13 protein-coding genes are annotated in these 19,961 nt (G+C 71.6%); 6 read left to right on the top strand and 7 right to left on the bottom strand.

The window, feature by feature from the left end; translation table 11 throughout:
- Window positions 1-33 precede the first annotated feature (33 nt).
- From AQJ91_RS30215 to AQJ91_RS50235, 3 genes are all read right to left on the bottom strand, one after another.
- Window positions 34-1,545 carry a glycoside hydrolase family 43 protein gene (locus AQJ91_RS30215; protein WP_067027838.1) on the bottom strand — a complete coding sequence of 504 codons (1,512 nt, stop codon included), beginning with the start codon at window positions 1,543-1,545 and terminating at the stop codon, window positions 34-36.
- A gap of 44 nt (window positions 1,546-1,589) precedes the next feature.
- Entirely contained in the window at window positions 1,590-3,731 is a 2,142-nt protein-coding gene (locus AQJ91_RS30210) for an alpha-galactosidase (RefSeq protein ID WP_067027836.1), read from the bottom strand.
- A 155-nt stretch (window positions 3,732-3,886) separates the two neighbouring features.
- Complete coding sequence (locus tag AQJ91_RS50235; protein ID WP_234383082.1) at window positions 3,887-4,558, bottom strand: beta-galactosidase trimerization domain-containing protein; 672 nt, start codon at window positions 4,556-4,558, stop codon at window positions 3,887-3,889.
- A gap of 689 nt (window positions 4,559-5,247) precedes the next feature.
- Here AQJ91_RS50235 and AQJ91_RS30195 point away from each other — a divergent pair.
- Entirely contained in the window at window positions 5,248-6,012 is a 765-nt protein-coding gene (locus AQJ91_RS30195) for a class I SAM-dependent methyltransferase (protein ID WP_067027830.1), read from the top strand.
- Between the two features lie 173 nt (window positions 6,013-6,185).
- Here AQJ91_RS30195 and AQJ91_RS30190 read toward each other — a convergent pair whose 3' ends face one another.
- Both AQJ91_RS30190 and AQJ91_RS30185 read right to left on the bottom strand, forming a co-directional pair.
- Window positions 6,186-7,292, bottom strand: coding sequence for a ricin-type beta-trefoil lectin domain protein (locus tag AQJ91_RS30190; protein ID WP_067027828.1), 1,107 nt, complete (start codon window positions 7,290-7,292; stop codon window positions 6,186-6,188).
- Window positions 7,293-7,851: 559 nt separating this feature from the next.
- A complete protein-coding gene (locus AQJ91_RS30185; RefSeq protein ID WP_067027826.1) occupies window positions 7,852-9,477 on the bottom strand; it encodes a PucR family transcriptional regulator in 1,626 nt (541 codons plus the stop codon).
- A gap of 248 nt (window positions 9,478-9,725) precedes the next feature.
- On the opposite strand from AQJ91_RS30185, the gene AQJ91_RS30180 reads away from it, so the two are divergent.
- The 3 genes from AQJ91_RS30180 to AQJ91_RS30170 are packed head-to-tail and all read left to right on the top strand — an operon-like array spanning window position 9,726 to window position 15,330.
- A complete protein-coding gene (locus AQJ91_RS30180) occupies window positions 9,726-10,994 on the top strand; it encodes an aspartate aminotransferase family protein (protein WP_067028029.1) in 1,269 nt (422 codons plus the stop codon).
- Window positions 10,991-13,894 carry an FAD-binding and (Fe-S)-binding domain-containing protein gene (locus AQJ91_RS30175; protein WP_067028030.1) on the top strand — a complete coding sequence of 968 codons (2,904 nt, stop codon included), beginning with the start codon at window positions 10,991-10,993 and terminating at the stop codon, window positions 13,892-13,894. Before AQJ91_RS30180 ends, AQJ91_RS30175 begins: the two co-directional genes overlap by 4 nt.
- Window positions 13,891-15,330, top strand: a complete 1,440-nt coding sequence (locus AQJ91_RS30170; protein ID WP_067027824.1) for an NAD-dependent succinate-semialdehyde dehydrogenase — start codon at window positions 13,891-13,893, stop codon at window positions 15,328-15,330. The genes AQJ91_RS30175 and AQJ91_RS30170 overlap by 4 nt, the downstream gene beginning before the upstream one ends.
- 127 nt (window positions 15,331-15,457) lie before the next feature.
- Here AQJ91_RS30170 and AQJ91_RS30165 read toward each other — a convergent pair whose 3' ends face one another.
- Entirely contained in the window at window positions 15,458-16,201 is a 744-nt protein-coding gene (locus tag AQJ91_RS30165) for an IclR family transcriptional regulator (protein WP_067027823.1), read from the bottom strand.
- 338 nt (window positions 16,202-16,539) lie between these two features.
- Complete coding sequence (locus AQJ91_RS30160; RefSeq protein WP_067027822.1) at window positions 16,540-17,286, bottom strand: IclR family transcriptional regulator; 747 nt, start codon at window positions 17,284-17,286, stop codon at window positions 16,540-16,542.
- Window positions 17,287-17,571: 285 nt separating this feature from the next.
- Between AQJ91_RS30160 and solA the strand changes: the two genes are divergently transcribed.
- Together solA and AQJ91_RS30150 are read left to right on the top strand one after the other, a co-directional pair.
- Window positions 17,572-18,711 (top strand): N-methyl-L-tryptophan oxidase, encoded by a 1,140-nt coding sequence (gene solA, locus AQJ91_RS30155; RefSeq protein WP_067027821.1) that lies wholly within the window; start codon window positions 17,572-17,574, stop codon window positions 18,709-18,711.
- 2 nt (window positions 18,712-18,713) lie between these two features.
- Window positions 18,714-19,775: a succinylglutamate desuccinylase/aspartoacylase family protein gene (locus AQJ91_RS30150; protein ID WP_234383075.1), complete on the top strand. Its 1,062-nt coding sequence runs from the start codon at window positions 18,714-18,716 to the stop codon at window positions 19,773-19,775.
- Window positions 19,776-19,961 lie beyond the last annotated feature (186 nt).

Below are 19,961 nucleotides of genomic sequence, written 5' to 3'. Positions count from 1 at the left end.
ATGCGTGTCGTCAGCAGAGGGAGAGGGCCTGGTTCAGCCGTCGAGGGGCTCGTAGTCGAACCAGTCGAAGTGGACGGTGCCTGCCGCGGCGTACATGCCGATGACCCGGCCCGTGAAGCCGCCGGCGACCTCGGTCGACAGGTAGCGGCCGTCGAGGGTCGCGAGCTCGGTGAACGTGCCGTCGGGCTGCTCGACGCCGAGGGAGACGACGTCGGGTCCGGTGCACGGCCCGTGCGGAGACGGCGGTTCCGTGATCGTGACGGCGAGGACCACCGGCCCGGTGGGCACGGGCTGTTCGGCCACGACCGTGCGCAGGGAGCCGACCCGCGCGACCACCCGCACCCGCGTGCCGGACACCTCGATCTCGTAGTGGTGCTGCTCGTCGAGCCGGACGGCGAGGCCACCGCTGCCCTCCGCGGTGTCGACCAGAGTGCGCGCTCGGCACGACAGATGCTGCTGGCGCCGGCCGGTGAACACCACGTCGGGCTCGTCCAGGGAGCCGCCCCGCGCGCGGAGCGTCAGCCATCCGGGGCGCTCCTTGGTGGTGCAGTGTGCGGCGGGCCGGTCGCGCAGGGAGATCCAGGACGGTCGCAGTTCGGCGAGGTCGAAGTCGTCCCGGTGCTCCTCGACCGGGCCGGGGGAGAGCGGCCACGGGAGCTCGGGCAGGTCCAGGGTGACCTGGCCCACGACCGGCCAGTCGTCCACCCAGGTCACGGGGGTCAGGAAGGTCTCCCGGCCGAGGACGTGCCAGCCCGGCGTGCCGCCGCCCGGTCGGACTCCCAGGCACACCATCCACCAGGAGCCGTCGGGGCCTTGGACCAGGTCGGCGTGCCCGGTGTTCTGGACGGGGTGGTCGGTGCCGCGGTGGGTGAGGATCGGGTTGCCCGGGCACGGCTCGAACGGGCCGGCGGGCGTACGGCCGCGGGCGATCGAGACACCGTGGCATCGCTCGGTGCCGCCCTCGGCGATGAGCAGGTACCAGTAGTCGCCGATCCGGTACAGGTGCGGCGCCTCCGGGGCCTTGGCGCCGGGTGCGCCGGACCAGAGCCTGTGCGGCGTTCCGTACGTCTGCCCGGTGGACGGGTCGAGACGGACCTGCGAGACCCCGGCGACCGTGCACCAGCAGGTGCCGTCCTCGTCCCAGGTCAGGTCGGGATCGATGCCGGGGACACCCGGCGCCCAGATGGGGTCCGACCACGGTCCGGCGGGGTCGGTGGCCGTGACGATCAGGTTGCCGCCGCCCTCGCTGCAGTTGGTGACGATCAGCCAGAAGCGGCCGTCGTGGTGGCGCAGGGTGGGGGCGTAGATCCCGCCGGAGGACCGCGCGTCCGACAGACGCAGCTGCTCCGGCCGGTCCAGGGCGTTGCCGATCTGCGTCCAGTTGACCAGGTCACGGCTGTGGTAGAGGGGCACCCCGGGGAAGTACTCGAAGCTGGAGCAGGCCAGGTAGTAGTCGTCGCCGACGCGGCAGATGCTGGGGTCGGGGTGGAAGCCGGGGATCACGGGGTTGGCGAAGCGTTCGTCCGGCTGGCGCAGAGGGGGCACCCGATAGGTCCTCTCGTTGATTCGTGATGCGGGCGGGGGGTGGTTCAGGGAGCGCCGGGGTCCGTGGGGGTGATGCGGAGCAGGACGGCGGACGGCGCGGTGGGCAGGGTCAGGCTCAGCTCGGCCGTGTCGGGCGTCCAGGCGGAAACGGCCCGGCTGACCGAGGGGTAGAGCAGGTCGGCACGGGCGGCGGTGTCCCGCAGGTGGGGAAGGTGCAGCGTCGCCGTGGCGTCGGTTCCGGGTCGGCGCCAGGCGGTGAGGTAGGTGGTGGCGGGAGTGTGCAGGGCCAGGGCGATCCAGGGGTCGTCCCAGGCAGGAAGGCCCAGTGGCCAGGACGGCACGGCTTGTGGCAGGTCCGCGCGGATCGCCTTGTACGCCGCTACCGCCTCGTGGACCAGGGCGCGGGCCTCCGGCTCGAGTTCGGCGATGCGGCCGGAGAGATGGATCCGGCCCAGGAGCGCGTTGGCCATGCTGAAGGCCACCTCGTCGAGGGAGTCCTCCGGCTGGGGGTACGCCCAGACGGCACCCTGTTCGGGGGTGACGGCGGTGGGCGCGGAAGCCGCGATGGGCGCGTAGAGGTGGAGGTTCTGCTGGTCGCTGGTGGACTGCAGCTGCATCCGGGACAGCAGGGCGTGGTCCCAGCGCATGCCGCCGGAGGAGCAGTTCTCCACCACCAGGTGCGGGTACCGGTCGAGGACGCCGTCGAGCCAGTCGAGGTGCGCCCGGTTGTGGCCGAGCAGGCCGGCGCCCGGGGTCTCGCCGGGGTGGGCGCTGGTGCCGGAGCCGGGGTCGACGTTGTGGTCGAGTTTGAGGTAGCCGACGCCCCACTCGCCGACCAGGCGGTCCACGACCTGGTCCAGGTGCGCTCGGGCGGCCGGGTGGCGCAGGTCCAGGTGGTGCCGGCCGGCCTCCCTGACGCGGGCGCCGTCGCGGCGGAAGAACGCCTCGTCGGGCAGGGACTTGGCCATGGGGCTGCGTACGCCGATCACCTCCGGCTCCAGCCACAGGCCGGGAACCATGGCGCGTTCCCGGATGCGGTCCAGCACCTCGTGGATCCCGCGCGTCCCGGGGAACCGAGAAACGGCGGGCTCCCAGGCGCCGACGGTGTCCCACCAGCCGCCGTTGTCGCCGTCGTACCAGCCGGCGTCGATCACGAAGTACTCCGCGCCCGCGTCGGCCGCGGCGTCGATGAGCGGCAGCAGCTTCTCGGTCGTGGGGTCGCCCATCAGGCAGTTCATGTAGTCGTTGAAGATGACGGGCAGGCGCTGGTGGTCAGCGTGCGGGCGGCGCTGGGCGCGGCGGTAGCGGGTCAGCGCGGCGAACGCGGCGTCGGGGCCGCCGTCGGCGCTGAAGGACAGGGCGGCGGGTACGGTGCGGAAGACGGCGCCGGGTTCAAGGGGGTGCCGCCAGCCGTGGTGGGTGTCGGTGGGGCCGAACAGCGCCGCGTAGGCCGCCTTGTCCCGCTCTTCGCATTCCCAGCGCCAGCCCCCGCCGTTGTGCTCGATCTGCCACACCCAGGTGCGGCCGGTGATCCGGTCCGTCAGGCCGCCCATGGGGAGGCGTCCGCAACTGGACCAGGTGCCCTGTCCGTTCAGGGCGAAGCCGGCTCTGCCGTGCCCGTAGCTCACGCGTCCGCTGAGGGACGGTGTGGTCAGACGCATCGGCTGTCGCTGCCAGCGGCATTCGGCGAGCCAGTCGTTCTCCGCCCACAGCAGGTCCGCGGCGTCGATGGCCGCCGGGTCCTGCGGGGTGAGGCAGCCCACCGCGAGCGAGCTGACCGACTCCAGGTGCAGCGTGGTCCGCCCTTCGTTGCGCAGGGTCACCTCGCTGCGGAGCACGGGGATGCCGTCCGGTGATCGGTAGGTCACCTCCGCGACCAGCTCGGTCTCCGGATCGTGGAGGTGCACGGTCAGTGTGTGCCAGCCGCCGTCGCGGGTCGCGTGGTGGGACCGGTGGCGCAGACGCCCGCCGAGATCGGTGCCCACCAGGTGGTTGCCCGACCAGCCACGGCCGTGACCCGCGGCCGTCACCTCCACCAGGGGCAGCGGAGGCCAGGAGCGCCGCTCGGGAGGTGTCCCGCCGGGGAGGCCGACATGGGTGAGGCGGGCGGTGCCGTCTTCGCCGACGCCGATCTCGACCTCCAGGGCCCGGTGACCCCATCGGAGGATCTGCGGTGCGCTGGTCATGGCTGCCTTTCGGGTGGGGCAGAGGGGGACGGTGCTCCGTGCTCAGGCGGTACGGAGTACGGCGCAGCCGCCGACGGGCAGTTCGGACACCGTGCCGCCCGTGAGCAGGTCGTGGGCGGGCTCGGGCAGAGGCACGGGTTCGGTGCGGTGGCTGATCAGGAAGCGCCGGCGGCGTCCGTCCGGGGTGCGTCGGGTGACGGCCTCGACCTGCGGGGGCAGGCCCGGCATCTCGGGGCCCACTCCGGCCTCGTCGAGCATCCGGGCGACCAGGGCGCCGTAGCCGGCGTCGGTGGCGGCGAGCGTCTCGGCGCCCTCGGTGCGCAGGGACTCGCTCCAGGCGGTGCCTGTGTTCCGTCCGACAGGGTGATCCGCTCGCTGCGCCGCAGTGGCCGGTACTCCTCCACGCGGATGCCCGGCACCCCGCGCAGGGGAGTGGCCGGGTAGCCGCCGAGGCGGGCGTGGAGGCACTCGTCGACGTAGCCGCTCGCATGCTGGACGAGGAGCGTCCCGCCGCCGGCGACGTAACGGCGCAGATTCTCGGCCGCCCCGTCGGAGAGGAGGAACAGGTCCGGTGCGACGACGAGACGGTAGCGGCTCAACTCGAGTTCGGGGTGGGCGAAGTCGACCGTGACGTCGGCGTCCCACAGCGTGCGGTGCGCCCGGGCGAGTGCCGTGGTGGTCGATCTGCTCGACCGCCACGCGGCCCCGTCCCTGTGCGGGGACGGAGACGGTGGTGAGGGCGGGTGCGTGTTGCTCGGCGAGCTGCTCCGGACACAGGGCCACCGCCCCCGCAGGCGGACGGCGGCAGGGTCGGTGCGGCCGCTCACGCGACTGAGGATGCTGCGCTGACGAAGCTTCTGCGGTTCAACTCATGACTCATGGCGGCGGCCTTCCTGCGGCGGCTGTCGAAGCGCTTCACTTCAGGGCGCAAGGTAACGGACAAGTTTCGTGTGAAACAAGGGTCCCTACCGCGAGATGCTTTCCTTTACCGGCCCATTGACAGCCCGCCAGCGAGAATGGCATCGTCGAAGCGCTTCGACATTCTGGTTCAGCGTCGGCTCCACACTCGGGTGTGTGCCGTGGGCTCGGCGTCCTTTCCGTCACGAGCTGTTCGCGATGCCGCACTCGTACGATCCGTCGTCGCCGCGTTTGGGGGATCCGCTGTGCTCCCGCTGTCGGCGAGCAGCCGCACGGGGCCGCCTGACGCGGGACGTCCACGAAACCTTCCTCCGTCGCTCGGCCGAGCACGGGGCTTGAGGGCCTCGGCGGCTCAGCGCACCCGGCATCACTTCGCGGTCAACGAGCCCGAGAATGCCGATGAGAAGTAGCAACTCCTGCTGCGAGGCGGATCGGTGGCGGTCCGGTGGTGGAATCGCTCGGCGGCCTGTAAAGGATTCGTGCCGCAGGTTGTGGTGCGCGCCTACTTGGCCGTCGTGCCGGCCCCGCGTTCTCGGCGGAGTCCGGCGTCGTGGCAATTCCGTTGCCGGAACACCGGCTTCTTCGATGGAATGCCTCCATGACTGATGACGGCCCGGCGGACCATCTGGAGCAGAACCGACGCTTCTGGGATGACGAGGCGGCCGCGTGGCACGGGCCGCTGGCCCGTGATCACTGGGCGCAGGTGGAGCCGTCCTGGGGATTGTGGGCCACCCCTGAGTCGCGGGTCCGCGTGCTTCCCGACAGCATCGACGGGATGCGCACCATTGAGCTGGGCTGCGGTACTGCCTACGTCTCCGCTTGGCTGGCCAGAGCAGGGGCCCACCCGGTCGGGGTCGACCTCTCGGAGAAGCAGCTCGCCACTGCACGCGCGATGCAGGCGGAGTTCGGTATCGACTTCCCCCTGGTCCTGGGCAATGCCGAGAAGGTGTCCTACGAGGACGACACGTTCGCCCTGGCGATCAGCGAATACGGCGCCTCGTTGTGGTGCGACCCCCACCAGTGGATCCCGGAGGCAGCCCGGCTTCTCGTTCCCGGAGGCCGGCTGGTGTTCATGCGCTACTCACCGCTGTACGCGCTGTGCGTACCGTCCGAGGGGCCGGCATCCACCACCCTGTCCCGCGGGCAGTTCGGTCTGACTCGGCTGCACTGGGAGAATCATGTGCAGTTCGTCCTGCCGCACGGTGAGATGCTCCGTCTGCTGCGGGACTGCGGCTTCGTCGTGGAAGACCTGATTGAGATTCAAGCACCCCAGTCTGCGCACCAGGACTATGCAGAAGTTTCCGCCGACTGGGCCCGGCAATGGCCAAGCGAGGAGATCTGGAAAGCTCGGCTGGCAGGCTGACAGTTCCTCAGGCACCGTGTGGCGCCTTACTCATCCCGCAGACCACCTCGACCTGCATGACGTCGAGGCGGACGTGGGCAGCGGGCATGGCCTTCGGCAAGCCCGGCGGCGTCCGCCACCGATGTTCTCCCGGGACCCGAGCCCCGCGAAGGGCTCGGGTCCCGGGGAGCGGGTCATCCGGCGGTCAGAGTGGTCCACTTCTGGTTGGAGCCGCCGTGGCAGTCCCACAGGTGGAGCTGCGTGCCGTCGGTCGTGGAGTAGCCCGGAATGTCGAGGCAGCGGCCGGAGGCGGGGTTGCGGTAGCCGCCGTTGTAGGGCTGCCAGACCTGGTTGGCGCCGCCGTGGCAGGACCAGATCTGCACCTTGGTGCCGTTGGCGGTGCCCCCGCCGGCGGCGTCGAGGCATTTGCCCATGGAGCGCAGGGTGCCGTCGGTGTAGGCGGACCAGTGCTGGTTGATGCCGTCGCCGCAGCTCCAGATCTGGACGGCGGTCCCGTCGGCGGTGCCGGCGCCGTTGACGTCCATGCACTTGCCGCCCATGTCGGACTGCACGCGTGCGGGGGCGGGGGCGGGGTTCCTCAGCCACCCGGCGCTGTCCGCGGACTGGATGCCGCGGTGGAAGGCGTCGGCCATCTTCTGGTAGCCCGCGTCGTTGGGGTGCAGGGCGTCGGCCAGGTCGGCCGTGGTCAGGCTGCTCATGTCCACGTACGCGACGCGCTTGCCCGCGGCCTGTGCCTCGTTCACGATCTGGGGGATGGCCTGGTTGTACGCGGCACGGTACTGCTCCTCCGAGCCGCTGGTGGACACGACCAGGGAGGCCACGAGGACGGTCGCGTCGGGGACGTCGGCGGTGATCTGGTTGACCAGCGATTTCAGCCGGGCGGTGGCGGTGGAGACCTGGTAGCTCTCGTTGAGGTCGTTGGTGCCGATCATCAGCGTCACGACGTTGGGCCGGTATCGGGTCAGCGAGGCGTCGGCGAGTGCGGCGATCTGGTGGATCTTGTATCCGGAGTGACCTTCGTTGTCGGGGTCGGACATCGAACCGGCCCGCCCCGTGCCCACGAAGTCCAGCGGATGGCCGTCTGTCGCAAGCCTGTTCCACAACGGAGCCCGGTAGCCGTTGCCCGTGCTGCTTCCCACGCCCCAGGTTATCGAGTCGCCCAACGGCATGACCCGCAAGGGCGTGGTCGAGGCGGCGGAGGCAGGGGCCACACCAGCTGCCGTCACCCCGAGCGTGGCAGCGGCAAGCGTGACCAGGGGTAGAAGCCAAGGCTTTCTCATGCAGGCGTCCTCTTCTGCGAGTGATTGCTCGATCAACGGGGCTGAACGCCGGTCCGTCAGCAGTCCGACCGCAGCGCCTTCCCGTCGGCGTCGGCGGCCGTCTGACGTGCTGCCAGAGCGGCGTGGGTGGGGGCCTCTTGCGCTGTGAGCGTTGACAACACCGAGCCATCCGGCGTCCCGTCCGGCCCGGCCATCCTGTGCCGAGCGGGTTCGTTCGACCCTGACCGGCCCCACAAGCGCACTCGTACAGATATCACGCAGATCCCTGCCTGAACATCCCATGGATGCGAGAACTTTGGGGTCGGTAGCACAGAGGCGAGTTCTGCGTAGTTTCGTCCCGTCGCCGCTGCTCCGGCGGCCTGCTCGCCGCTCTTTCCCTCTCCGGCGCCGACCCATTAACATCCCATGTCTGGTCGCTGTGTTCGACGCCCACGATCGTGCCCGGCCCGGGATCGGCTCCCGGTCGTGCCGGGTCAGCACACTGGCCCCGCCGTACAGCACCGCGTCCGGTCAGGCCGGTGGTTGGAGCAGCGCTGCCGAGGCCGCAGCTCGTTCCACGTCAGTGGGCTCGCAGCACATCGAGCGCCGTGAGAGCCGCGTGGAGTTCGGTGCGCTGTTCGCCGGATTCGAGGTCGCAGGCGAGGAGGCGCTCGATGGTGCGCAGGCGTTGGTACATGGTTTCGCGGGAGAGGCCGCCCCGGCGTGCGGCGGTGGTCTTGTTGCCGGCCGCGTCGAGGTAATGGCGCAGGGTCGTCAGCAGGTCGGTGCCGTGCTGGGTGTCGTGGTCGATGAGCCGGCCGAGCTGTCGTTCGGTGTACTCCTGGATCCGGGTGTCCTCGCGGAGGGCGTACAGCAGGCGGTGCAGGCCGATGTCGGACAGCTCGTGGAAGGACCGGTCCGGGGGGAGGGGCTGGCCGGGTGGGGTGGCTTCGGCGACGCGGGCCGCCTCGCGGAACGAGCGGGCGGTGTCGGAGAGGTCCGTGATCTCCGAGCCGACGCTCACTACTGCTTGCGGGGCCAGGCTCAGTGCGGTGCTGCACAGTCGTTCGACGATGGGGCGCCAGGGTTGGGAGGGACGCAGAGCCAGCAGGATGCCGAGGCGACCGGGGGCCAGCTCGCCGACGAGGGCCGGGATGCCCGCCGTCCGGAGCTCCTGGAACAGGCGGGTCTCGGGCTCGGTTTCCCCTCTGCCTGTGCGGAGGTCCACCAGGGTCGCGACGAACCGGCTTCGGTCGGTCGGCAGGCCCAGTGCGGCGCAGCGGGCGTGGGCGTCCTCGGCTGAGCGGTGGCGCTGGTCGACCAGGTCGCGCAGGGCGTTTCGGTGTGCGGTGCGTTCCCAGGGGGTGGGATGGATGAGGCGGGCGACGGTCAGTGCCATCGCGGTCCTCTCCAGCACGGTGATGTCCTCCGGCCCGAAGGCGGGGCCGTCGGTGAGGGGCGGGAGCATGACCACACGGCCCCAGCGCTCGCCCTGGTACTCGACGGGTGCGGTGAGCCAGCCCGCCGGGCCGCATGTCGCCGTGTGGTCGTCGGCCCCGGTGGCTCTGGAGCGCTGTTCCCAACCGGTGAGCGCCTCCTCGACCGTGCCTCCGGACGGTTCGCAGATCAGTGCCTGGTGCACCAGGTTCTCCAGGACGACCGTGCGGCCGCACATCTCCGCCGCCGCACGCACCACGTCCTCCGGGCCGGCACCGCGCAGGGTCAGGGCGGTGAACGCCTCGTGGATGCGCTGGGTGCGGCGCATCGCGTCCGCCTGGTTGCCGAGTAGGAGGGCGTGCACGACCTGGGTGACCTCCAGGAAGTTGACGTCCCTGGCGAGCGTGACGAGGGGTAGGCCCCGCAGGCGGCAGGCGTCGACGAGTGCGTCCGGCGGGCGGTGATAGCGACGTACGAGTTCGATGACCAGCGCCGCGGCCTCGATGTCGGCGAGTTCGTCGACGTACCGGCGCACGCCGGCCACGTCTTCCGGGAGCGGCATTCCGGTGGTCAGGACGAGTTCGCCGCCCTTGAGGAAGGACGCGGGGTCGGTCAGTTCGGTGATGTGGACCCACCTGACCGGCCGGCCCAGGTGGGGCACACCGGTGACGACCTGGGGTTGTCCGGCGGCCAGGACGGGAAGGGCCAGGACGTCGGCGACGGTGACTGCGCGGGTGGGCCCATGGTCGGCCGGGTGGTTGTCGTTCACGGTGTCTCCATGGGGTCCCTTGCTCGAGCACGGCTCAGCGCCCGGGAGGGCCCGGCCACTGTGACAAGCGTCGCTGACCTGCGCAAGAGCGGTCCGTGAGCGATCGGCACCCGGCATGCCCGCGATGAGGCTGACACAACGTCCGGATGTCGCGGCCCGGCCGGACAGATCGTACGTTGGCGCACCCCTGGTCCGCGGAGATGCTCGGGATACCGCAGCAGACCGAACACCGAGGCCGGGAGACGAACATGACCGCACTGTCGCCGCACCTTCGCCAGGCCACGCCCGTGGTGGCGGTCCGGGGCGAGGGCGTCCACCTCTACGGCGAGGACGGCCGCCGCTACCTCGACTTCACCGCCGGCATCGGCGTCACCAGCACCGGGCACTGCCACCCGAAGGTCGTGGCGGCGGCGCAGGAGCAGGTGGGCACGCTGGTGCACGGCCAGTACACGACCGTCATGCACCAGCCGCTGCGGCAGCTCGTCGAGAAGCTGGGCGAAGTCCTGCCGACCGGGCTCGACAGCCTGTTCTTCACCAACTCCGGCAGTGAGGCGGTCGAGGCCGCGCTGCGGCTGGCCCGCCAGGCCACCGGCCGCCCCAACGTCATCGTCTGCCACGGTGGCTTCCACGGCCGTACGGTGGCCGCCGCCTCCATGACGACGTCCGGCACCCGCTTCCGGTCCGGCTTCTCCCCGCTGATGAGCGGTGTGGTCGTCACCCCGTTCCCGTCGGCCTATCGCTACGGCTGGGACGAGGAGACCGCGACCCGCTTCGCCCTGAAGGAGCTGGACTACACCCTCCAGACGATCTCCTCGCCCGCCGACACGGCCGCGATCATCGTCGAGCCGGTGCTCGGTGAGGGCGGGTACGTGCCCGCCACCCGCGCGTTCATGGAAGGACTGCGAGAGCGTGCGGACCGCCACGGCTTCCTCCTCATCCTCGACGAGGTGCAGACCGGCGTCGGCCGCACCGGCCGCTTCTGGGGCCACGACCACTTCGGCGTCACCCCGGACATCCTCGTCACCGCCAAGGGCCTGGCCAGTGGGTTTCCGCTGTCCGGCATCGCCGCCTCCGAGGAGCTGATGGCCAAGGCGTGGCCGGGCTCGCAGGGCGGCACGTACGGCGCCAACGCCGTGGCCTGCGCGGCGGCCGTCGCCACCCTCGACGTCGTACGCGACGAGAAGCTCGTCGAGAACGCCGAGACCATGGGCAAGCGGCTGCGTCACGGCCTGGAGGCGGTGGCCGACCGCACGCCGGGCATCGGCGACGTACGCGGCCTGGGTCTGATGCTGGCCACCGAGTTCGTCACCGAGGACGGCAGCCCCGACCCCGAGACCGCCGCCCGCGTGCAGCGCGCCGCGATCGACGAGGGCCTGCTCCTGCTGCTGTGCGGCGCGTGGAACCAGGTCGTACGGATGATCCCGGCGCTCGTCATCGACGAGACGGCGGTGGACGCGGGCCTCCAGGCGTGGGCGACCGCGGTCGAGGCCGGTACATCGGGAGCGGCACGGCGATGACGGACACCACCACGGCCCTGGAGCCGCTGGTCGCGCGGCTCACCGAGACCGCTCCCGGCCTGCGGGTGGAGACCGGCCCGGGCTCCGCCGGTCCCTATGCCTACGACGCCTCCAACTACCGGGTCCCGCCGAGGGCCGTGGTGTTCCCCCGCAGCGCCGACGACGTGTGCGCGGTGCTGCGGGCCTGCCGGGAGGCGGGCGTCCCCATCACCGCGCGAGGCGGCGGCACCAGCATGGCGGGCAACGCGGTCGGACCGGGTGTGGTGCTGGACTTCTCCCGGTACATGAACCGGATCCTGGACATCGACCCTGCGGCGGGCACCGCGCGTGTCGAGGCCGGGGTGATCCTGGACGCGCTGCGCGGCGCGACCGCCCTGCACGGGCTCACCTTCGGCCCCGACCCCTCCTCGCACAGCCGCTGCACCCTCGGCGGCATGATCGGCAACGACGCCTGCGGAAACCGGTCCGTGCGGCACGGGCGTACCAGTACGCACATCGAGGCGCTGGAGATCGTGACGGCCGACGGCGTGCGAGCCGTCGCCGACGGCAAGGGCCTGCGGGCGGCCGACCTGAACGACACGGACGCGGTCCGGCGTGTCGCCCGCCTCAGAGCGGACGTCCGACGTCTGATCGAAGCCAACCTGGCGCCGATCCGCACCGAGCTGGGCCGCGTTCCCCGTCAGGTCTCCGGCTACCAACTGCACCACCTGCTGCCCGAATACGGCTTCGACATGGCCCGCGCTCTGGTGGGCACCGAAGGCTCCTGTGCGGTCGTCACCGCCGCGACGGTCCGCCTGGTGGCGACCGCACAGGCTTCCACGCTGCTGACGCTCGGCTACGACGACGTCGTCGACGCCGCCGAGGACGTCCCCGAGATCCTGCGCTGGAATCCCACCGCCGTGGAGGGCATGGACGAGGCCATCGTCGCCACCATGCGCGCCCGCCGCGGCCCGGACTCCGTGACCGGACTGCCCGAGGGGCGGGCCTGGCTGTACGTCGAACTCGACGGTGACGACCAGTCGGCGGTCGACGCCCGTGCCGCCGAACTGCTCGACGTGCTCAAGGCCCAGGGCCGGATGACCGGCGGACGGGTCGTTCAAAGCCCTGCCGAACGGCGTTCGCTGTGGCGGGTCCGAGAGGACGGGGCCGGGCTCGCCGCCCGCCTGGTGGACGGCGGGGAGTCGTGGCCGGGCTGGGAGGACGCGGCGGTCGCGCCCGAGAACCTGGCCGCCTACCTGCGGGACTTCCGCAAGCTGCTGGCCTCCCACGGCCTGACCGGGGTGCTGTACGGCCACTTCGGCGCGGGCTGCGTCCATGTGCGCATCGACTTCGACCTCGCCACGGATGCCGGCCGGGCCGCGACCCGCCGCTTTCTCGGCGAGGCGGCCGCGCTCGTGGTCTCGCACGGCGGTTCGCTGTCGGGCGAGCACGGGGACGGGCGGGCTCGCGGTGAGCTGCTGGAGGTCATGTACAGCCACCGGATGATCCAGACGTTCGCCGCCTTCAAGGAGATCTTCGACCCCGAGGGGCTGCTCAACCCCGGTGTCATCGTGGCCCCGGCCCGACTGGACGCCGACCTCGCGCTGCACACGCCCTCCGACGTGCTGCCCGTCGAGAGCCTCTTCTCTTTCCCGCACGACGAGGACGGCTTCGCGGGCGCGGTACGCCGCTGCGTCGGCGTCGGCCGCTGCCGCAGCGACGCGGGCGGCGTGATGTGTCCCAGTTACCGGGCCACCGGGGAGGAGACCGACTCCACCCGGGGCCGGGCCCGGCTGCTCCAGGAGATGGTGCGGGGCGACCTCGTCCAGGACGGCTGGCGCTCGACGGAGGTACGCGACGCCCTCGACCTGTGCCTGTCCTGCAAGGCGTGCTCCAGCGACTGCCCGGTCGGCGTCGACATGGCCACCTACAAGGCGGAGTTCCTGCACCAGCACTACAAGGGAAGGATCCGGCCCCGCTCCCACTACTCGCTGGGCTGGCTGCCGCTGACCTCGGCCCTCGCCGGATTCGCCGCCCGCCCGATCAACGCGCTGCTGCGCGGCCCCGTCGGCAAGCTGCTCGCCCGGCTCGGCGGCGTGACCACGAAGCGCCGGATCCCGGCCTTCGCCTCCCGGCGCGCGCTTCGCCGGGCCCTGCGCAAGGCGAGGACCGGCGAACCGGCGAAGGCCCTGCTCTTCGTCGACAGCTTCACCCGCGCCTTCCGCCCCGAGGTGGCGGGCGCCGCGAGCCGCGTGCTCGCCGACGCCGGCATCCCCTGCACGGCGGAGGACGGCCTGTGCTGCGGCCTGACCTGGGTGAGCACCGGCCAGCTGTCCACCGCCCGCCGCATCATGGCCCGTACGGTCGCCCACCTGGACAACGGCGACGACCGGCCCATCATCGTGGCCGAACCCAGCTGCGCCGCCGCCCTCAAGCGTGACGTGCCCGAACTGCTCGGCACCGACGCCGCCCAGCGCGTCGCGGCCCGCGTCCACACCCTCACCGGCGCCCTGACCGACCTGGCCGCGCCGGACTGGACCCCGCCGGAGCTGCCGCACCAGGTCGTCCTGCAGACCCACTGCCACGAGTACGCCACCTTCAAGGGCCGCCATCCCCGCGATCTGCTCGGCCGCCTCGGCGTACGGAAGGTCGACGAGGCCGAGGGCTGCTGCGGACTCGCCGGGAACTTCGGCTTCGAGGCGCAGCACTACGACACCTCGATGGCCGTCGCCGACCTGGCTCTGAAGCCACGCCTCGACGACATCCAAGCCATCGACGGGGCCACGCCGACGATTGTCGTGGCCGACGGTTTCAGCTGCGCCACCCAGATCGACCACCTCGCCGGTGACCGGGGCATCCGCGCCCTGCACCTCGCGGAGCTGCTCGACCCCACCGCAGATCAACCAGGAGGAACCCCATGACCGACACCCCCACGCAGTTGTTCATCGGCGGGGCCTGGGCGGACGCCGCGGACGGCGCCACCATGCCCGTGGACGACCCCGCGACCGGTGAGATCCTCTGCCACGTCGCCGACGCGGGCGCCAAGGACGCCCAGCGCGCCGAGGAGGCGGCCGTCCGGGCGCAGGAGGAGTGGGCCCGTACGGCGCCCCGGGGCCGCAGCGAGATCCTGCGCCGGGCGTACGAGATCATCGCCGAGCGCACGGATGAGCTGGCCCACCTGATGACGGCCGAGATGGGCAAGCCGCTGGCCGAGGCCAGGGGAGAGGTGGCGTACGCGGCCGAGTTCTTCCGCTGGTTCTCCGAGGAGGCCGTGCGTATCGAGGGCGGCCACGGCGTCCTGCCCGACGGCCGCAACCGCATGCTGCTCTCCCGCCGCCCGGTCGGCCCCTGCCTGCTGATCACCCCGTGGAACTTCCCGTTGGCCATGGGCACCCGCAAGATCGGCCCGGCGATCGCCGCCGGATGCACGATGATCCTCAAGCCGGCCCCGCAGACCCCTCTCTCCAGCCTGGCTCTCGCCGCGATCCTCAAGGAGGCCGGGCTGCCGGACGGCGTGCTCAACGTCGTCACCACCTCCCGTGCGGGGGAGGTGTGCGAACCGCTCCTGCGCGGCGGGCGGATTCGCAAGCTCTCCTTCACCGGCTCCACCAACGTCGGACGCCTGCTGCTCGCCCAGAGCGCGGAGGCGGTCGTGCGGACCTCGATGGAGCTGGGCGGGAACGCGCCGTTCATCGTGTTCGAGGACGCCGACCTGGACAAGGCGGTCGACGGCGCGATGGTCGCCAAGATGCGCAACATGGGCGAGGCCTGCACCGCCGCCAACCGTTTCTTCGTCCACAGCTCCGTGGCGGAGGAGTTCGGGCGCCGCCTGGCCGAGCGCATGGGCGCGCTGGTCGTGGGCCCCGGCACCCGGGACGGCGTCGACGTCGGCCCGCTGATCGACAGGACCGGACGGGGCAAGGTCGAGGAACTGGTGGCCGACGCTGTGGAGCGCGGCGCGCGGGTGCTCGTAGGCGGCCGTACGCCCGAGGGGCCGGGCTGCTTCTACCCGCCGACCGTGCTCACGGACGTCGCCTCCGACAGCCGCCTGATGGACACGGAGATCTTCGGCCCGGTCGCGGCGATCCTCACCTTCGACGACGAGGACGAGGTGATCCGCCGGGCCAACGACACCCCCTGGGGCCTCGTCGGCTACGTCTTCACCGAGGGCCTGGACCGCGCCCTGCGGGTCAGCGAGCGTCTGGAGGCCGGCATGGTCGGCCTCAACACCGGCCTCGTCTCCAACCCGGCCGCCCCCTTCGGCGGCGTCAAGCAGTCCGGGCTGGGCCGCGAGGGCGGCCGGGTCGGGATCGACGAGTTCCTGGAGTACCAGTACCTCGCGGTGCCTGTGCGATGACGGCGGTCCTGCCCTGACATACGCCGCATCGCGCACCGCGGGCCGCCCCGTGCCCGGCCGCTCCGTCCTCCTGGCCGGGTACGGGGTCAGGTCGGCCTCGCCGTGGGCCGGCCCGAAGCCGCCGCCCTCAGCGCAGGTGGCGCGCGGTGATCTCCGCCGCCGTCTCGGTCACGAGTTGCCCCAGCTCGGCGAGTCGGCCGGGCTCGAAGCGGGAGTCCGGCAGGGAGACGGCCACGGCGGCCAGTGGGACGCCGTCACCGTCCAGGACGGGTGCCGCGATGGCGCAGATCCCCTGGAGGTACTGGTTGTGGTTGACGGCGTAGCCACGCTCCCTGACCCGCTGGAGCTCCGTGCGCAGTTCCTTGGGGTCGGTGATGGTCTCCTCGCCGTACCCCTCGAACGTGCCCGTCGCGAACTCGTCGACCTCGGGATTCGGGAGATGCGCGAGGATCGCGTGCCCGGCGGCCGTGGCGTGCAACGGTGAGGTGTCGCCGATGGTGTGGAAGGTCCGTACGGGGTGGTCGCAGTCGACGCGGTCCACCACGACCATGCACTGCAGTGCGTCGGGCACCGACAGGTGGATGGTCTCGTTCACCGTGTCCCGAAGCCGGATCATGGGTTCGCGGGCGGCGGCGAACAGGCTGGAGCCCTGGAGGGCGGCGGGTCGTACGGCGAGGATGCGGGCGCCGATCTCCCAGCGCGTGGTGTCCCTGCGGTTGGCCCGGAGCCAGCCCGCCTGGTTGAGCGTGACCAGGGTGCGCTGCACAGTCGACTTCGGCAGGCCGAAGAGCTTCGTCAGCTCACCCAGGGTCACGGGCTGATGCCGGGCGACCGCCTCCAGGATGCGCAGTGACCTGCTGACGCTCTTCATTTCCATCCGGGGCCCCCGTCAGTCGCGTGGCTTCGTCGTGCTCACCTCTTGACCCCCTGCCGGAGTCAAGGGCATGATCCGTGCCGGATTCTAGCACGGCGTTCCACAATACGGCATGGAGGCGGAATGGGTCCGATGACCTTCATGGCGATGAACGGCGGGAGCGCCCTGGCCCCGCCCCGCCGTGCCGCGCGGGGCGGCCGTCCTGGGGCCGAGACCTCCCCCGGTCGGCCCCAGGGCGACGTCTGCCCTGACGTACGGCAAGGGCCGGCCCGCACGCTCCGACGCGTGCAAGCCGGCCCTTGCCGGTCCGGGGCCCCCTGGGCCGCCGCCTTCCGTTAGGCGCCCAGTAGGCGCCCGCTGATCTCCGCTGCCGTGCCGGCGACGAGGCCGCCCCACTCGGGCACCCGGTCGGCGTCGTACCGGGAGTCGGGCATCGAGACCGCCACGGCGGCCAGCGGTGTCCCGCTCTCGTCGAGCACGGGGGCGGCGAGGGCGCAGACGCCCGGCCGGTACTGGTTCCGGTTGGTCGCGTAGCCATCGGTGCGGATCCGGTCCAGCTCGGCGCGCAGTTCGTCGGGGTCGGCGGGGGTCGTGTCGCTGAAGCGCTCCAGGCCCTGGGCGATGAGTTCCTCGACGTCCCGCTTCGGAAGCTGGGCGAGGATCGCGCGCCCCACGGCGGTGGCGTGCAGCGGCGAGGTGTCGCCGATGGTGTGGAAGGTCCGTACGGGGTGGTCGCAGTCGACGCGGTCCACCACGACCATGCACTGCAGTGCGTCGGGCACCGACAGGTGGATGGTCTCGTTCACCGCGTCCCGAAGCCGGATCATGGGTTCGCGGGCGGCGGCGAACAGGCTGGAGCCCTGGAGGGCGGCGGGTCGTACGGCCAGTACCCGGGCGCCGATCTCCCAGCGCGTGGTGTCCTTGCGGTTCGCGCGCAGCCAGCCCGCCTCGGCCAGGGTGACCAGGGTGCGCTGCACGGTCGACTTCGGCAGGCCGAAGAGCTTCGTCAACTCCCCGACGGTGACCGGCTGATGCTGGGCGACCGCCTCCAGGATGCGCAGCGACCTGGTCACGCTCTTCATTTCCATCCAGTTTCCCCCTGTTGATCCTCGGAATTTCCGATGAACACCCTCTTGACTCCCGTCCGAGCCACTGTCATTGTCTGTGCCAGATTCTAGCACAGCGTTCCACAATGTGGCACGGTCCAATGGAAGAGATTCCGAAGAAGTGGGCCGACATCGCGAGCCACGGCGGCTGTGAGCCGAGGGCCCGAAGAAAGGGCCCGGCCCCCGTCCAAACCACCTCGAATCGATCAGTCTCACGTCGGGCGCCCAGCATGCGCCTCGGCGATACGAAAGGAAAGTCCTGTGTCAGCTGCCAGGAAGCGCGTCGCCGTCGTGGGCGTCGGAACGATGGGCAGCCAGGCCGCCTGGCGGCTGGCGGCCCGCGGCGCCGAGGTCGTCGGCTACGACCGGTACGCCCCCGGCCACGACCGCAGTGCCGCCGGCGGTGAGACCCGGATCTTCCGCAGCGCGCACTTCGAGGACTCCCGCTACGTCCCGCTGCTCAAGCACGCCGACGTCCTGTGGGAGCAGCTCCAGGAGGAGACCGGCCGTGAGCTGCGCCGTCTGACCGGGTGTCTGCTGATGGGGCCGACCGAGCACCAGCAGATGGCCACCGTCCTGCAGTCCATCGCGGAGCACGACCTCGACCACGAGGTGCTCGATGCCGAGCTTCTCGCGAAGCGATTCCCGCAGTACCGCATCGAGGACGGCGACGCCACCGTGCTCGACCGCCGCGCCGGTTTCATCCGCCCGGAGCTGACCATCCAGACCGCCGCCCGCCGCGCCGAGCAGCTGGGCGCCGTGATTCACCGCTACAGCACGGTCCGTGAGATCGTCCCCGTCGCGGGCGGCGTGGAGATCCGTACCGACGCCGGCAGCGAGCGCTTCGACACCGCCGTCGTCACCCCCGGGCCCTGGGTCAACGACCTGCTGCCCGACCTTCCGTGGGAGGTGGACGTCCGGCGGCTGGTCAGCGCCTGGTACGTGCCCACCACCCCCGAGGCCTGGTTCGGCGAGGAGCGCCCGGCGTTCATCCGGACCGCGCCCACCCACTGCTACGGCCTGCCCTCCCCGGACGGCATCTCCGTCAAGCTCGGTCTCTCCCGCACCCTGCACCAGCCGGCGGGCGACCCGAACCAGCTGGACCGGACGGTGCGGCCGGAAGAGCTGGAGATCTTCTCCGAGCTGATCGGGCGTCACATGCCGGACCTGCACCCCGACCCGACCCGACTCTCCGTCTACATGGAGGGCTACACCGAGAGCAGCCGTCCGCTGGTCGGCCCGCTGCCCGGCGCCGAGAACGTGATCCTGCTCGCCGGCTTCTCCGGCCACGGCTTCAAGCTCGCGCCCGCCTTCGGTGACATCGCCGCCGACCTGGCGCTGGACGGCACCTCGCCCCAGCCCATCGACTTCATCTCCACCGTCGGCCGTACGGAGGCATGACCATGAACGACGCCACCCTCTCCGTCGGCGCCCTGCACGCCGAGCCCGGCACCAAGGCCCGCGGCACCGTCCGGGCCGACCTCGGCACCCTCACCACGGACATTCCGCTGACCCTGGTCAACGGCTCCCGCCCCGGCCCCCGGGTCGTCATCACCGCGGGTGTGCACGGCGGCGAGTTCACGCCCGTCGACGCCGTCGTACGACTGGCTGACACGCTGGACCCCCGCGAGATGCACGGGCAGGCGATCATCTGCCCCGTTGCCAACCCGCCCGCCGTGTACCAGGGCCGGCTCAACATCTCCCCGGTCGACGGCGTGAACCTCAACCGCGTCTTCCCCGGCGACCCGGCCGGCGGCCCCACCGAGCGGCTGGCCGCCTGGCTCTTCGCCCACCTGGTCGACGGTGCCGACGTCTACGTCGACCTGCACTGCGGCGGCATCGACCAGCTCCTGCGGGACTTCGTCGGCTACCGCCTCACCGGTGACCCGGACCTCGACAAGGCCACGGCCGAACTGGCGGGCTCCTTCGGCATCGAGGACGTCATCCTCGGACTGAACGCCGACGGAGGCAACAGCCACGCGGCCGCCGCCCGCCGGGGCATCTCGGCGGTCCTGGTCGAGGTGGGCTCACTCGGGCAACGGGACGAGCCCACGGCCCTCCGCCGCGTCGACGGTCTGCTCACGGCACTGCGCCACCTGGGCGTCCTCGACCAGAACGGCTCCGCCCCGGCCCCGATCCGCGAGTGGGTCTGGTCCGCCGGCGTCACCGCCGAGGTCACCGGCCTGTGGTACCCGGAGTTCTCCTTCGACGCCGACGTCATCGGCGAAGTAGCCGAGGGCGACCTCCTCGGCCGCATCGTCGACCCGGCCGACGGTACGGAGCACACCGTCCACGCCCCGGCCCGCGGGCGCATCTTCTACGGCATGCACGGCCTCACCGTCGCCCCCGGCACCGAACTCGCCGCCCTGGCCGTCCCGTGGGACCCCGACACGGCCGCGCGCCTCGACACCCTCCGGACCCCCGGTACGGGCGCCGGATCCGACGAGGCGGGTCCCCGCGACTAGCCCCCCTTCAAGCCCCCTTTCCCCCTTCCCCCGTCCCAAGCCGCTCCCCTTCTCGCGGCAAGCACCACCAGGAGGCACACCATGACAGATACCCGGATAGACCGCAGACTGTTCCTGCGAGGAATAGGCGGGGTCACGGCGGGTGTCGCCGCCGCGACCGCCCTTTCCGCCTGCGGTACCGGCAGC

Source organism: Streptomyces dysideae, assembly GCF_001514305.1.
In the GTDB taxonomy this organism is placed as follows: Bacteria; Actinomycetota; Actinomycetes; order Streptomycetales; family Streptomycetaceae; genus Streptomyces; species Streptomyces dysideae.
This window is presented reverse-complemented; position numbering and strand designations above follow the sequence as displayed.

Bases quoted from the DNA above. Each gene is read 5' to 3' on its own strand.
- AQJ91_RS30210 (WP_067027836.1), bottom strand. From the start codon at position 3,731: ATGACCAGCGCACCGCAGATCCTCCGATGGGGTCACCGGGCCCTGGAG.
- AQJ91_RS30195 (WP_067027830.1), top strand. From the start codon at position 5,248: ATGACTGATGACGGCCCGGCGGACCATCTGGAGCAGAACCGACGCTTC.
- AQJ91_RS30190 (WP_067027828.1), bottom strand. From the start codon at position 7,292: ATGAGAAAGCCTTGGCTTCTACCCCTGGTCACGCTTGCCGCTGCCACG.
- AQJ91_RS30180 (WP_067028029.1), top strand. From the start codon at position 9,726: ATGACCGCACTGTCGCCGCACCTTCGCCAGGCCACGCCCGTGGTGGCG.
- AQJ91_RS30175 (WP_067028030.1), top strand. From the start codon at position 10,991: ATGACGGACACCACCACGGCCCTGGAGCCGCTGGTCGCGCGGCTCACC.
- AQJ91_RS30170 (WP_067027824.1), top strand. From the start codon at position 13,891: ATGACCGACACCCCCACGCAGTTGTTCATCGGCGGGGCCTGGGCGGAC.
- AQJ91_RS30165 (WP_067027823.1), bottom strand. From the start codon at position 16,201: ATGAAGAGCGTCAGCAGGTCACTGCGCATCCTGGAGGCGGTCGCCCGG.
- AQJ91_RS30160 (WP_067027822.1), bottom strand. From the start codon at position 17,286: ATGAAGAGCGTGACCAGGTCGCTGCGCATCCTGGAGGCGGTCGCCCAG.
- AQJ91_RS30150 (WP_234383075.1), top strand. From the start codon at position 18,714: ATGAACGACGCCACCCTCTCCGTCGGCGCCCTGCACGCCGAGCCCGGC.